The following is a 13,644-nucleotide window of genomic DNA, read 5'->3' as shown; positions in this document are numbered from 1 at the left end:
GCCTCACAGCCCGTAGCTGTTTTCATCGATTTTCTTGTAGATTTCTGCATCGATTAGGGCGGTCAATGCATCTTCATCATAGCGGTCGATGTTTGCAAGCAACTTGCTCCATTTGTCTTGCAGTGCCAAGAACTCGTTAGCCAATTCGCTTGGGTCTGCTACTCGACGTTCTGTTGCAGTACGACCAGGTGTACGCTCTATTAGCCCTTGGCGGAAGCTCGCCAACGCCTCTACCAAACTAGGATCTGGCTCATTAATCGCAATACCGCGCTCTTTAGACTCTTTCAGGCCAGTGTCTACAAACTGAGAGTAGGCAATTTGGGTACGTGCCACATTACGTGCCGTGACGTCTAGCAGTGCTCTGCGGTTCTCAGGACCAATTTCCTCCCAGAAGTCTTTGTTGTACACATAGGTCAGCCCAAGCACAGTACCTTGCTGCAGCATGGTGATCGTCTTCACGACTTCAGCCAGTTTGTAGCCTGAAACCAAGTTAGTAGGGTCAGATAAGGTGCAATCAATAGAACCACGCTCTAGACCGGAATACACATCCCCCATAGGCACAGCGACGGGAATAGCGCCCAAGGATGCAATCCATTCATTTTGTGCTGTACCGGCGGTACGTACTTTTTTGCCTTTGAGTGAGTTCACATCACCCAGTTCGCTCATGCAGAAAAACAAGTAGGTAGGTGTAGAGTAGCCACTCAAGGTCACCGTATTGTGTTTCGCAAATTCCTCAACCAATCTAGGGTTGTTCAGGGTGATTTCTGTTACGGCTAATGCGGTCGCCATATCGTCATCGGCCACAAACGACAAATCGTTAATCATGCCGGACAACGGTAGCTCAGAAGGTGTGTAGGAAGATGCCACCACGCCTAACTGCGCCACGCTATCGCCCACCGCACTCAATGTAGTTTGTGCTGGTACCAACGATGCGGATGAAAACAGCTCGAAGTCTATCTTCCCGCCCGTTGCTTCTTTTACATCAGCAATAAAACGCTCGTAAGCCACACCATTCAAAATATGGATGGGTGCCATCCAGTTCGTGGCTTGGTAAGTTTCAGCCTGTACAGAGGTAGCAAATACCAACGACGAAATAGCAGTAACCAAAATCTTTTTCATGTCTCACTCCTAGAGTTTTATTAGCCTTGCATGAAGCTAGGCAGCCACAGAGAAATGGCGGGGAACAGAATTAACAATGCCAAGGTGACAAAATCGATAGCAATAAACCAACTCACGCCTTTGAAGATTTCACCCAGCGTGACGCGATCACCCATTGATGACTTAATAACAAACACGTTCATCCCCATAGGCGGCGTGACCAAGCCAATTTCCAGCAGCTTGATAGTCAAAATTCCGAACCAAATCAGGTTGATGTCGTGTGCCATCAGCAGTGGCCCCAACACAGGCAAGCACAGCAGCATGATGGAAATGGATTCCAAAAACGCACCCAACACCAAGAACAGTAAGCAAATCAGCAGCAATACTTGCAGCGTAGAGAAACCATCAAACGCCCCCACAATCCATGTAGGGATGGTGGCAAAGCCAACAAAGCGCGAGAACAACGCCGCACCCAGCATCACCATGAAAATCTCTGCCGTGCCTGCTGCCGTATCAATCAAGGCTTTACGCATGATGGTGTAGCTCAAGCGTCGGCGAAGTAGGGCTAATACAAAGGCCAAAAATGCCCCCGCCGCACCGGCTTCCGTTGCCGTGACGATGCCGGAAAAAATCCCGCCCATCACCCCAAGAATCAGTACAGGCAATGGCCATGAGTCACTAATCAATGCCCATTTCTCGGCTTTAGTGACCTCGATCTTCACAGCAGGCGCCAAGTTAGGATTGAAGTAACAGCGAACGGTAATCAGCAACAAGAACATCACTGCCGTCAAAATGCCGGGAATAATGCCTGCGATAAACAGCGTTTTAATCGGCGTGTCCAACATCATCCCAAACACAATCATCAGGATAGAAGGTGGAATCAATGCCCCTAAGGTTCCAGCAGCTGCTACTGACCCTGTAGCCAACCCTTTGTTGTAGCCCGCGTTTAGCATCTCGGGCACAGCAATACGGGAAAACGCCGCCGCCGTTGCTACCGATGACCCCGATGCCGAAGCAAATAAGGCCGACGCCACCGTCGTCGACGATGCCAACCCGCCTGGTAACCACGAGAGCAATACACGCGCCGCGCCAAACAACCCTTTAGTTAGCCCTGCTTCTACAGCGATAAACCCCATCAACAAAAACATGGGTACAGCAGACAAGTTCCAGTCGCCAATCAAGTGAAACGGCACTGCCTTCACAATACCTACTGTGGCCTTCCAGCCCATCATGGCCCAGATACCCACAAATGCCGTCGCCCCCATCGCCGCCCCTATAGGTACACGCACACCTATAAGACCCAGTAAGAGAGCAATTCCAAGAAAACCAATTTCAATGCGATCCATGCTGCTTCCTTACAGTTCTGGAGTGGACTCAACAGGCGGCTCTACCAACTTGACTCGGTCGCCACCAAAAATTTTCAGCAGCAATACGATGCAAGCAATAGCCAACCCCAATGGCAGCAAGAACTTTGCTGGCCACACTGTCACTCGCCATAAACCATCTACGCTTTCATTGATTTTGAAAGCACGCATGGATACATCCCACGAGAACCAGCCCAACCCGGCGTAAAACGCCAGGGTGCCTATCTGACCTACCTTACGCATCCACGCTTGAGTACGTGGGCCTACGCTGTCGTAGATCAGATCCACAGAAATAGCAGAACCGCGCGCCTCTATATACGCCAATGCCAAAAACACGCAGGCAATCATGTAGTAGTTAGCGACTACCTCGGCAGTGCTGGGTACAGGCATGTGGAACAAATACTTGCCCAGTACATCGGCCATGACATGAAACATCATCAAAGCCACCGACAAACCCGCTAACCACGCTAATGCATTTGTTAGTGTTCTTATCGTTTTAATCATCTTTCCTCCTTTGACGGTTGCCTGCTCTGCAGGCAACCAACCTGTTACTGCATCCGGTAGCCACCGTTCACGTCAATCACTGAACCAGTGATGTACGCGGCATCGTCACTCATCAAGAAAGCGACTGCTCCTGCCACATCAGCTGGCGTACCCACGCGTTGCAGTGGAATGTTGCCGGTAACGGTGTGGTAATCCTTTGGATCCAATGACTGGTGCAACATGGGCGCATCAATCAATCCAGGAGCAACACAGTTCACGGTCACGCCCAAGTGAGCGGACTCACGCGCTGCTGCCTTCATGAAACCCAATACCGCTGATTTGGATGCAATGTAAGCCGAGCTGGAACGGTAGCCGCCCAACTGTGCAGCCACAGAAGCAAAACCTACGAATCGGCCATTCGTGATGCGTTGTTGATTGGCTCTACGCAAGAAGGCACGCGTTAGTAAAAACGTACCGGTAGAGTTCACACGTTGCGTGAGTTCCCAATCTTCTAGGTTCATTTCTGTGATTAATGGTCTATCGCCATTGGGGGCAAACAGCAAAATGCCCGCAGCAGCCACCACTTGGTCTATGTCATACTTTGCAAAGAGCGCGTCCACTGCCTTTTCGTCGGATACATCCAATGCAACCGCTTCATGCCCTGCACCGGAAACTCCTGCTAAAGACTGGGCCGCTTTTTCTTGCGACAAGTCTGCCGCTAACACCTTGAACCCATCCGCCGCCAAACGGCTAACGACTGCATTGCCTATGCCACCACCCGCACCTGTAACCAAACAAAAACCTGACATTTCGCTTAAACCTTCATCTCATTGCAAAGAAAATGTATCCAATCTATAGTTAAAAAAGCCTTTAGATCGAAATTTACGGCTAATATACCAATTAATGGATACATTTTTTCAGATCAATCCATAAACGAGGGAAAACCCCGAACAGGAATACCGTCATGACTGGAAACCAAACCAACGCAGAAGCCGCCGCAGAAAGACTGCGCGAGGCCATACTGTCTGGGGAGTTACAACCAGGAGAGAAACTGCATCAGAACCAAGTAGCAGAAATGCTAGGTGTGTCGCGCACGCCACTGCGTACTGCGTTATCTATGCTGGCGCAGTCCGGCTTAGTGGTTTATGAAAGCAACAAAGGCTTTCACGTGAGGGAATATTCGCCCGCTCATATACGGCACGCCTTTGTCGTGCGTGCGGAGCTAGAAGCGCTGGCCTGCAAATTGGCCGCCGACAACATGACGGAAGAACGCGCAGAAGATTTACACAATTTGGTAGTAGAGGGCGACAGACTCTTGGCCAGTGAAACACTGCTGCCTGAGCACCATGCGGCCTATCGCCAAATGAACGTCTCGTTTCACGGCAACATCATGGAATATTCAGCCAATCCATGGGTCAAAGAAATGATCGACCAGATCTACAACGTGCCCCTGATCTCTGATCGCGTGATCATCTGGAAAAGCCGCGAGATTTTCATTCGTACACACGACGACCACCACCGTATTGCGCGTGCCTTAGCAAACCGCGATGGCGCTCGTGCTAGCGCCATCATGCGCGAGCACGTGAGTTTCTCTATTGAGTACATGCTGAGTCAGCTTCAAGAACACACGGACCTAGCAGGGTCTAACCACGGAAAACTTCATCATATTGGCCTTTGATGCCAATCCATTTGTAGCAGTGCAACTTACACAATAAGGATAATCAACATGAGACTATTCCACTCCCCCGCCTCCCCCTATGTACGCAAAGTCATGGTGGCAGCTTGGGAACGTAACGTACAAGATTCTATTGAGATTCTTAGCTCGGCAGCTGGCCCAGTTGTACGCGACCAAAACATCGTTGCCGTGAACTCTTCCGGCAAAGTGCCTTGTGCCATTTTGCCTAACGGTGCGCCGCTGTTTGATAGCCGCGTCATTTCGCAATATGTAGACAGTCTGGGCACACCTGAAAACAGTCTGTACCCCGCTGACCGCCGCTTCGAGATTTTGACACTGGAAGCCTTAGGCGATGCCATGTTAGATGCTTGCTTGCTCTGCCGCTACGAAACCGTGATGCGCCCCAAAGAGCTGTATTGGGAAGACTGGTTTAACGGTCAGATGGCCAAAGTAGATTCTGGCTTGGACGACCTAGAAAACAAATGGTTTGAGTCCCTCACCAACGGTGGCTTCCACGCAGGTGCTATTGCCGCTGCCTGCACACTAGGCTATTTGGACTTCCGTTTCCCAGATAAAGACTGGCGCACTAACCACCCCAAATTGACGCAGTGGTTTGCGGATGTATCCAAACGGACATCCATGAAAGAGACCTTTCCAAAAGGCTAAGCATCCCCTAGATTTGGGTCACAAGTGCTACAATCGCCGGCACCCATATAGGTCGAATACAGGCCCAAACTCGTGTTTGGGCTTTTTGTTTTACGGCGCTATGTTTCGTGGACGATTAAGGAAAATCAAGCAATGGATATTGCATTAACCCTATTGGCGATCTTTGTGGTTTGGCATGTGCTACGTACTAAGTATCAACGTACGCATATTGCACTGCTGGGGCGACATTTATCCAATCTGCAACTTGAGCGCCATATGGAAACGCTAACGCAGGGCTATACCCGCGCCATCAAAGAAACCGACGAAATGCGTCAATTACAGGTGCTGGAAACCTATGCACAAACTGAGCGTGCTGTGGCTGCACAAATTCAAACCTTGGCGACATCCATTCAAAAAGAAAGCCTAGAAGCCGCCAGCATGGTGTCTTTGCCCATGTGTGTTCCTTATGCGGAGCGTTTCTTGCCTGCTATTACTAGGGACTTCCGCGAGCTGCTGGCCATTCATGCCGTAGGATTGCGTTATGTGGTGGATAACGAAGACGGCTTAGACGCTAAAGGCCGCGCTTTCCATCTGTCGGCTGAACTGTACCTGTTCCAACACAGTTGCCACTGGTTTTGTAAATCCAAAGCCGTAGCCGATGCGCGCTTGGCGGTACGCCATCAAGTCACCCATCAGAAGGTACTGGAATCGGTATCTAGTGTGACGCGTGATGCCTACCAAAAATGGTGGAAAAAACAGGCATAACCTACGCATCTGCCTATACAGCGCCCTGCTGTACCGTCACGATCGGCAGCCGCTAATTGAGTAGTAAAAAGCCATGGTAAAACTACCATGGCTTTTTTACGGCAATCACACTGAGACGCCTATCAAAACTCTGCAGAAACACTCAGCATAAAAGTACGTGGCTGCGAGAGTACCAAATAGCCATTATTCGGATAGCCCCCTACCGAAGACCAGTACGATTTGTTGGCCACGTTCTCTACACTGGCACGCACCGTAACAGGCACACCAGATACTTTTCTGGTGTAACTTGCCCCCACGTCCCAACGTATCCAACCAGGGACATTAATGGAGTTACTTGCATTCGCATATCTAGCGCCTGTGGCCAGTAATTGTGTATCCAAGGAGAACCCTTCTACACGTGGCACATCCCATGTCAGCCCTAGATTTCCTTGCCAACGCGGCACACCGATAACGCGCTTCCCATCACTGTTAGCATCACCGGTTTGTTTTTGCTTAGCATCCAACATGGTCACCCCACCAAGCAAACGTAAGGAGTCACTTAGCTGACCATAAAAACTCAACTCTACCCCGTTGTGGCGGTCTTTACCGGACTCTTCAAAGTACATATCACTGTTTACCAATGATCTAGGCTTAGTCGTGGTAAAGAAGGTTAAGCCTCCACCAAGGGAGCCGTTATCGTACTTAACACCTACTTCTTTTTGCTTAGCCACAAATGCCGATAAACGATGCCCCGCATTGGCTACGGGTCGATTGTCATAGGTATTAGGAGCGATGGCTCCTTGGGCTAAGCTTTCCGTGTAGTTACCATAAAGCGCCCACTCATCCGTTAATTTAAAGACTACCCCTACCGCAGGACTAGTGTGGCGCTGTTTATCTTTGCGCTGTAAATCAGCCGTACCATACGCATAGCTACGTGACTCCATCACCTGATGACGCAGGCCCAGCATTACTTCTAGACGGTCATCCCACATGTACATGAGATCACCAATGGTATAACTGGTGAGCTTTGTACGGCCAACCAGCCCTGGCGAACCTAAGTCTCCACCTGTAAAAGCGATTGGTGGCAAGGCATGGTCTACGGGGTTGTACAAATTACTGTTCAACGCCGAACCCATTGCCCACGCATTTTTCTCTTTATGATCATAGATCGACGCCGCGGCCACGAGCTCATGCAATACAGGCCCCGTCTCAAAACTGGCGCGTACCCCTAGCTCCCCTGTTTTGACATCATCCCGCCTACTATTATCAAAGCGAGACATCGTGCCATCACCTGTGGTGGCATTGGTGACGGTTAACCCTGCGAGCTGGTTATCTTCTTTACCATGCTTCATGCCATACGCCGCCCATAGCGTAATAGCATCATTCAAATCGTACTCACCCCGCACGGTTCCAAAGATGGTTTTCTCATTGGAATACGTCCAAGGCTGTGCAAAATTACGCTTGTTAGAAGGCATATCAGGCAGCGCTGTCAAACCAGCATGCAACGTCACATTAGGCCTAATCTCGCGTAATTTATGTTCTTGATAACCCACATCGGCAGAAAGACGTAATCGTTCGCCGCGCCAATCCATCCCAACGGTATAGAGGTCTAGACTGGCATGCTCACCATCAACCGCTGTGCCCCCTGTGCGCCTGACGGCATTCACACGTACGCCGGCGGCATTATCTGCAAAACGACGAGAGATATCGGCTTTGATATAACGTTGCGCACCCGTGCCATACCCAACACCAACGTGCGTTAGCGGTTCATCCGAAGCTCGTTTAGGCAGCACGTTAATGGTTCCACCTATACCACCACCTGAAGGGGCGGCACCATATAAGAAACCACCAGCACCGTGCAGCACTTCTATACGCTCAGCCAACTCGGCCGCTGTAGATTGTCGGGGTAACAAACCAAACAAGCCGTTGTACGCAATATCATCCGACGCTGTTAAAAAGCCCCGAATAAAAAAGCTTTCTTGGAAATTACCAAAACCCCGTGCCGTACGTACTGAAGGGTCATGGCGCACCACATCTGCTACCGTAGTCGCCTGCAGTTCTTCTATATAACGGCTGGTATAACTGTTCACACTAAAGGGGGAGTCCATATTACTTAAGGATCCCAAAATCCCTACCCGCCCCCCACTCGCTACCTGCCCACCCGCGTACTCGGGCAACAAGCCATCTTTAGAGGCATCTGCACTCGCATTCACGGTAATGGTGGATAACTGCTTAGTGGCAATGCTCTCGGCCTGCTCTTGTGCTGTCGCTACTGTAGGCACTGCAAACACCGACATCACCACCAAACGCCCTACACTCAGTCTGACTGCTCCTTGCATCGCTACACCCTTAGCCCTTCACATTGTTTAAATCAATGCGAACCACGCTTTCACGCGCACTGGCTTTGTACTGTGGAGTGAACGGTGCTTTCACGGTCACATAAAGCTGATTATCGGGCCCCAACAGCAAGCTATTTGGGTTTTCCTTCACATCGTAGCTAGCTTTAACGCTGTAGTCTTCACCGTTCAGAATGGATACTTTTCCTTGTTCTCTGTGTGTGACATACAGTTCATCACGTGTAGGGTTATACAAAATGTCCAATGCATCCCCTACAGGTAGTTTGTGCAGCAACTCACCAGTGGTGGCATCCAACACAAAAATGGTTTGCTGATGCTTGGTCTCAGTCACATATAACAAGTTCCGGTCTGCATCTAAGGCAAAATTCAACAACAGAGCCTGCTCATCACCCGCAGGCTTCCAGCGCTGTTCTATCTGATTGGTTTCGGTATTAATAACCATCACTTCGCCATCACCGTTGCCAGCAAACAGACGTGGTGCGCGAGGATCCACCAACAAACCAGTCACCCATTTCCCTGCATTTTCTATGGTATCCAGCAACTCAAAGCTGCTGTCATCCAACACCCAAATTACCGCTGGAGCCCCTACAGCACCAACGTAGACACGGCCATTTTGAGAGTCGTGGCGTATGGTTCGCGGCCCCATTTTGGTGTCGTCATAACTGGTGTTGCTAAACCGCGTACGCTGTATTGTTCCCTTTTCACCCACATCTACCTTTGAGGCGGCAGCGGCAAGACTATTGGTGACATAGAGTGTGTCGCCTGCCGTATTCACGGCCAGCCCAAAGTTACCTTCATCGGTATAAATTGCCCCCGTCACATCCAAGCTCATGGGGTCTAATTTATAAATGACGCCTCCGCGTACACCAGGCACACTTTCTGCTGAAGCCACGTACAAAGACTGATCCGCCGGACTATAGGCGACCTGATATACCCCATAAGCCAAATCCTTGCGTAGCAAACCATCTGCTGTCACTGACGTTTTCTGAGCTAATTCTGGTGTTAAGGGTAAGACAGGGGTGTTGATTGGTTGGGCATAGCTAACCGTAGCACCTGCTCCCAGCATTGCTGCAGATAAAAGATACGAGTAAATGCGACGATTTAGCATGTTTTCCCCAAGGTAATGAAAATAATAACGATTGCTATTATCACACAAATAAAAAGGGGAGCTATTCAATAGACACACAAAACCACAACTATTGCATTGCATACTCCCAGCACCACCATGCAATAGCACCCTATATTTCCCCGCTATCTATGTTGTATAGTCCTGCTTGCGAATGGTTACTGATCCATTGCATTGCCATTTGCGCTATGCTAAAAAACGGCGCTCAATCAAACATAGCGGGAGACATTTGCTGTGATAGACCAAGGTCATCGGTCTGGGGAAGCCCACTGGCCCACACCTGAAGAGAAAAAAAGCAAAACCCAAGCCAGCCAAACGCTGCTTCGTGGGTTAGATATTATTGACGCCGTCGCTAACGGCATTGATGATTTGTCTGAGATCGCTAAAGTGACAGGCATGACCTACAGCACTGCCCACCGTATTCTTAGTGCTTTACAACAGCGTCACTACATACGCCGTGAACCCGACCAAGGGTACAGATTAGGGCATGCACTGTTAGGGCTAGGCTACCAAGCTCAAGCCCAAATTGATTTGGTCAAACTGGCTAAACCCCTGTTGGTAGAGTTGGCCAGACAAACCTCGGATACCGTACATCTGGGTATGCCGTCGCAAGACAGCATTGTGTATTTGGAAAAAATATCCAGCCGCCGCCCCGTGGAAATAAGCTCACGCGTTGGGGGCAACAAACCGCTATTTTCTACCGGTATTGGCAAAGCGCTGTTGCTAGACCAAACCGAAGAACAATGGTTAGCTCTGTATGACCGCAGCCCTGCTAATCTGCAAGCTATCTGCGATCGCGATAAATGGCTGCAAATGATGCGTCACTATGCCCAAGGTGGCTATGCGTTTGATTTGGGGGAAGATGAATCCACCATTCGCTGCGTGGCCGCCCCCATCAGAGACGGCCGCAGCCATATTGTGGCAGCCGCTAGCGTATCCAGCACCGTAGAGTACATGCCGCCAGGACGTATGCAGCAATTAGTGGCAACCGTACAGGAAACGGCGCTGAAAATCAGCACCGCATTGGGTTACCGCGCCGTTTAAGTGGCTAGTGACTACATCACGCCGTTGGCATCGACGCCTCAGCTACTGCCTGAGGCGTTTTTCTAAAACTCACCCCCATGCGGTTGTAAGCGTTCATCAAGCTGATCGCAATGGTCAGGTCAGCGACCTCTTTCTCGTTAAACACTGCACTCACGGCCACGAAATCGGCCTCTGGTACGCCTGTACTCGCTACATTGGTCACGCTTTCAGCCCATGCTAACGCCGCACGCTCTCGCTCATCAAACAAGGAGCCTGCCTCAGCCCACGCCTGTACCAAAGCAATTTTCTCTACTTTCACGCCACGTTTCAGTAAGTCTCGAGTATGCAAGTCTAAGCAGTACGCGCAGTTATTGATTTGCGAGACACGCAAGTACACCAAATCAACCAATACTGGTGATAAACCTGACTGCGACACGTACCCATAAACCGAACTCAGCGCTTTAGCACCTCCAGGGGCAACATGCGCATAATCTAGTCGTGTAGTCATGTGAATAATCCTTTGAAAAAGTGGACAGCATTACTTCATAGAGGCAAAGTGACGGGCGATCTCGGCGTGAGCATCCTGCTGTGCTGCTTCACGTGCAGTCGTCCCCAAAGCTGTGCCCTGTACTGAAAAGAAAGTCAGATTGTGAATGCCAATCGTGGCAAAAACAGTGCGTAAATAAGGAGTAAGAAAATCGGGTTGCCGTGCTCGACCACCCGTCACCAAACCTCCAGACGACATCGCTATAAAGACAGGACGATCTTTGAGCGTTCCCACCTTGCCTTCAGGCGTAGCTTGAAAGGTATGGCGTACACGCACCACATGATCTATCCACGCCTTCAAGCCAGAAGGCACGGTGAAATTATGCATGGGTGTAGCAATTACTACGTAATCAGCCTCAGCCAACGTCTGCATCAGTTGCTGAGATAAGCTCAGTGAACCACCTTCCTGGTGTTCAGGATCTACCGCTGAACCCAGCGTAATAGCGTATTCCTCATCCACATGGGGCAATGAATTGGTATGTAGCTCTGTAACCTCTGTCGCCTGAACGGGGTCAACAGCAGCTAAGTGATGAAGGATATGCTGTGATAGCAAATAACTTTCTGAACGCTCACCCTGAGGGCTGCACGTTAAACGCAAAATACTCATACTACCGGTGCTCCCAACCATTTGCTAAACCGTATGGCCCCAGTCAACAAACCTTGTCTAAAATAAAAACGCTGTGCCAACGCATTATCAATTCCGGTGTCTAACACCAGTTTGGCACAGCCTTTTTCTATTGCCATGTGTTCTAAGGTATCTAACAGCAACGCGCCATAACCACTACTGCGATGCGCTGCCGTCACCACCAAATCATCCACATACATAAACGTTCCATAGATCAGATTCTCTTGGAGTCTATAGCCGGCTAACGCAACGGGCTGATGATTATCCCAAACTGCTAACAACGCGTAATTTTGCTGACGCATGCGTGCCATACGCGCTGCGAAGTCAGTTTTATCCACCAAATGGGGGCGCAATTCCTGCATGACTGCAAAACACGCGTGCACTGCCTCGGTTGTTTCTATGTGACGAATATCGTGATGACTCATCGTGATTCCCAAGTGATGATGCACTAGCAAGTGCACCTGTTTGAGCATTCATTGTAGGAGCCACATGCTACACTCCAAAGAGCCATAAATTGATCTTTTGACTAGGCCATGATGTCACCTACTCTTGTCCCTACGCTATCTACCAACCCAGGTGATACGCCTATTTATAGACAGATTTATGATCGGTTTCTGGCTGCTATCGCTCAAGGTAATTTGCAGCCTGGAGATCGCATTCCCTCTGCTCGAGCACTGGCCAAAGAGTTAGGCGTGGCACGCGGTACGGTAGAACTCGCGTATTCGCTGCTGCATGCTGAAGGCTATGTGCAACCCCAAGGTCAAGCGGGCACTGTCATTACGCCGGGGCTACTCGCTACCTCAGTGGGCAAAACACCCCCCGTCGAACATACCGCTTTGTCTACTGGGCCTACAGCCCCTGCTCTGCTGCCTTTTCAAATGGGCATCCCTGCGCTGGATGCTTTTCCACGAAAGATATGGGCACGCTTGGGGGCACGGCAATTACGCGCCACACAAACAGTGGATTTATCCTATCCGCCCGTGAATGGCTTACCTGCTTTGCGCACCGCCATTGCCGCACACTTGCAAGTGGCCCGCGGCATTCACTGTTCACCTGCACAAGTATTTATCACCGCGGGCTACCGTGAGAGTGTCAGCTTGATCATACAAACCCTGCTGAAAACAAGCGATCAAGTCTGGACAGAAAACCCTTGCTACCCACCTACTCGTGAACTACTACAGCATGCTGGGTTAACGGACATCCCCCTTAGCGTAGATGCTCAGGGTATGGATATTGCTAAAGGGCTAACACTGGCTCCAGATGCCAAAGCAGCCATTGTGACGCCAGCACACCAAAGCCCGTTAAGCGTGACGCTATCGCTGCCCCGACGCCAAAGCTTATTGGAATGGGCTGAGCAACAGCAAAGCTGGATTATTGAGGACGATTACGATGGCGAATATCGCTATATCAGTCGCCCCTTACCTGCACTGAAAAGTTTGGATAGGCATGGCCGAGTACTGTATGCAGGCACCTTTAGCAAAGTGCTATTTCCCGGCATTAGATTAGCGTACTTAGTGGTGCCCGAAGCGCTGGTATCCCGCTTCGATGCGATGAGTCGCATTCTAGGTAATGGCTCCCCTGCTCTCACGCAAAGCATCGTGAGTGCCTTCATCACAGAGGGTCACTTCGCCCGCCACATTCAGCGTATGCGTAAGCTATACGGGGAACGCCGTACTGCAACGGCAGCGGGTTTAGCCAAGGTTTTGGGTAAAGCCATGCGCATTGACCCACAGCCTGGCGGCATGCATTTGATTGCGCGATTAGCTGACAGACATAGTGATACCGAACTGGCACAACGCCTGCGTGACAATGGGCTGTATGCGCATGCCTTATCACGATGGTTTTCTGGTGCTACCTATGAGTCAGGCCTGTTGTTAGGCTTCACGAACATACGCTCGCAAGACGAAGCTGAAGAACTAGGGCAAAAGATTCGTACTTTGCTGTAGCAGGCTCATAAG

14 protein-coding genes are annotated in these 13,644 nt (G+C 50.2%); 5 read left to right on the top strand and 9 right to left on the bottom strand.

Annotated elements, in window-relative coordinates:
• Positions 1–3: 3 nt before the first annotated feature.
• The 4 genes from ACLO87_RS03920 to ACLO87_RS03905 are packed head-to-tail and all read right to left on the bottom strand — an operon-like array spanning position 4 to position 3,754.
• Positions 4–1,119 (bottom strand): C4-dicarboxylate TRAP transporter substrate-binding protein, encoded by a 1,116-nt coding sequence (locus ACLO87_RS03920; RefSeq protein WP_135862747.1) that lies wholly within the window; start codon positions 1,117–1,119, stop codon positions 4–6.
• A gap of 20 nt (positions 1,120–1,139) precedes the next feature.
• Positions 1,140–2,444: a TRAP transporter large permease gene (locus ACLO87_RS03915; RefSeq protein WP_135862749.1), complete on the bottom strand. Its 1,305-nt coding sequence runs from the start codon at positions 2,442–2,444 to the stop codon at positions 1,140–1,142.
• Between the two features lie 9 nt (positions 2,445–2,453).
• Positions 2,454–2,966 (bottom strand): TRAP transporter small permease subunit, encoded by a 513-nt coding sequence (locus tag ACLO87_RS03910; protein WP_135862751.1) that lies wholly within the window; start codon positions 2,964–2,966, stop codon positions 2,454–2,456.
• 44 nt (positions 2,967–3,010) lie between these two features.
• The gene (locus ACLO87_RS03905; RefSeq protein ID WP_430222840.1) at positions 3,011–3,754 is read right to left on the bottom strand and encodes an SDR family NAD(P)-dependent oxidoreductase; all 744 of its coding nucleotides are present in this window, start codon (positions 3,752–3,754) and stop codon (positions 3,011–3,013) included.
• A gap of 155 nt (positions 3,755–3,909) precedes the next feature.
• On the opposite strand from ACLO87_RS03905, the gene ACLO87_RS03900 reads away from it, so the two are divergent.
• From ACLO87_RS03900 to ACLO87_RS03890, 3 genes are all read left to right on the top strand, one after another.
• Positions 3,910–4,623: a GntR family transcriptional regulator gene (locus tag ACLO87_RS03900; RefSeq protein ID WP_430222839.1), complete on the top strand. Its 714-nt coding sequence runs from the start codon at positions 3,910–3,912 to the stop codon at positions 4,621–4,623.
• A gap of 48 nt (positions 4,624–4,671) precedes the next feature.
• The gene (locus tag ACLO87_RS03895) at positions 4,672–5,286 is read left to right on the top strand and encodes a glutathione S-transferase family protein (RefSeq protein ID WP_135864271.1); all 615 of its coding nucleotides are present in this window, start codon (positions 4,672–4,674) and stop codon (positions 5,284–5,286) included.
• A gap of 132 nt (positions 5,287–5,418) precedes the next feature.
• Entirely contained in the window at positions 5,419–6,030 is a 612-nt protein-coding gene (locus tag ACLO87_RS03890) for a hypothetical protein (protein ID WP_135864273.1), read from the top strand.
• A gap of 122 nt (positions 6,031–6,152) precedes the next feature.
• Here the strand turns inward: ACLO87_RS03890 and ACLO87_RS03885 are convergent, their stop codons facing one another.
• Both ACLO87_RS03885 and ACLO87_RS03880 read right to left on the bottom strand, forming a co-directional pair.
• Positions 6,153–8,348 carry a TonB-dependent receptor gene (locus ACLO87_RS03885; RefSeq protein ID WP_430222838.1) on the bottom strand — a complete coding sequence of 732 codons (2,196 nt, stop codon included), beginning with the start codon at positions 8,346–8,348 and terminating at the stop codon, positions 6,153–6,155.
• Between the two features lie 10 nt (positions 8,349–8,358).
• On the bottom strand, positions 8,359–9,474 hold the full coding sequence (locus tag ACLO87_RS03880) for a YncE family protein (RefSeq protein WP_430222837.1): 1,116 nt from the start codon (positions 9,472–9,474) through the stop codon (positions 8,359–8,361).
• Between the two features lie 252 nt (positions 9,475–9,726).
• On the opposite strand from ACLO87_RS03880, the gene ACLO87_RS03875 reads away from it, so the two are divergent.
• Positions 9,727–10,536 carry an IclR family transcriptional regulator gene (locus ACLO87_RS03875; protein WP_135864278.1) on the top strand — a complete coding sequence of 270 codons (810 nt, stop codon included), beginning with the start codon at positions 9,727–9,729 and terminating at the stop codon, positions 10,534–10,536.
• 16 nt (positions 10,537–10,552) lie between these two features.
• On the opposite strand, the gene ACLO87_RS03870 is transcribed toward ACLO87_RS03875, so the two are convergent.
• From ACLO87_RS03870 to ACLO87_RS03860, 3 genes are read right to left on the bottom strand one after another with little or no spacing between them, the layout of a single operon-like run.
• Positions 10,553–11,023 (bottom strand): carboxymuconolactone decarboxylase family protein, encoded by a 471-nt coding sequence (locus tag ACLO87_RS03870; protein WP_430222836.1) that lies wholly within the window; start codon positions 11,021–11,023, stop codon positions 10,553–10,555.
• A gap of 30 nt (positions 11,024–11,053) precedes the next feature.
• Positions 11,054–11,668 (bottom strand): FMN-dependent NADH-azoreductase, encoded by a 615-nt coding sequence (locus ACLO87_RS03865; protein ID WP_430222835.1) that lies wholly within the window; start codon positions 11,666–11,668, stop codon positions 11,054–11,056.
• Positions 11,665–12,111 carry a GNAT family N-acetyltransferase gene (locus ACLO87_RS03860; protein ID WP_135864910.1) on the bottom strand — a complete coding sequence of 149 codons (447 nt, stop codon included), beginning with the start codon at positions 12,109–12,111 and terminating at the stop codon, positions 11,665–11,667. The genes ACLO87_RS03865 and ACLO87_RS03860 overlap by 4 nt, the downstream gene beginning before the upstream one ends.
• 108 nt (positions 12,112–12,219) lie before the next feature.
• Here ACLO87_RS03860 and pdxR point away from each other — a divergent pair, with 108 nt between their 5' ends.
• On the top strand, positions 12,220–13,632 hold the full coding sequence (pdxR, locus tag ACLO87_RS03855) for a MocR-like pyridoxine biosynthesis transcription factor PdxR (protein WP_430222834.1): 1,413 nt from the start codon (positions 12,220–12,222) through the stop codon (positions 13,630–13,632).
• The last annotated feature ends 12 nt before the right edge of the window (positions 13,633–13,644 follow it).

Origin of the sequence: Paenalcaligenes sp. Me52, assembly GCF_050487965.1 — a bacterium.
Lineage (GTDB): Bacteria > Pseudomonadota > Gammaproteobacteria > Burkholderiales > Burkholderiaceae_B > Paenalcaligenes.
This window is presented reverse-complemented; position numbering and strand designations above follow the sequence as displayed.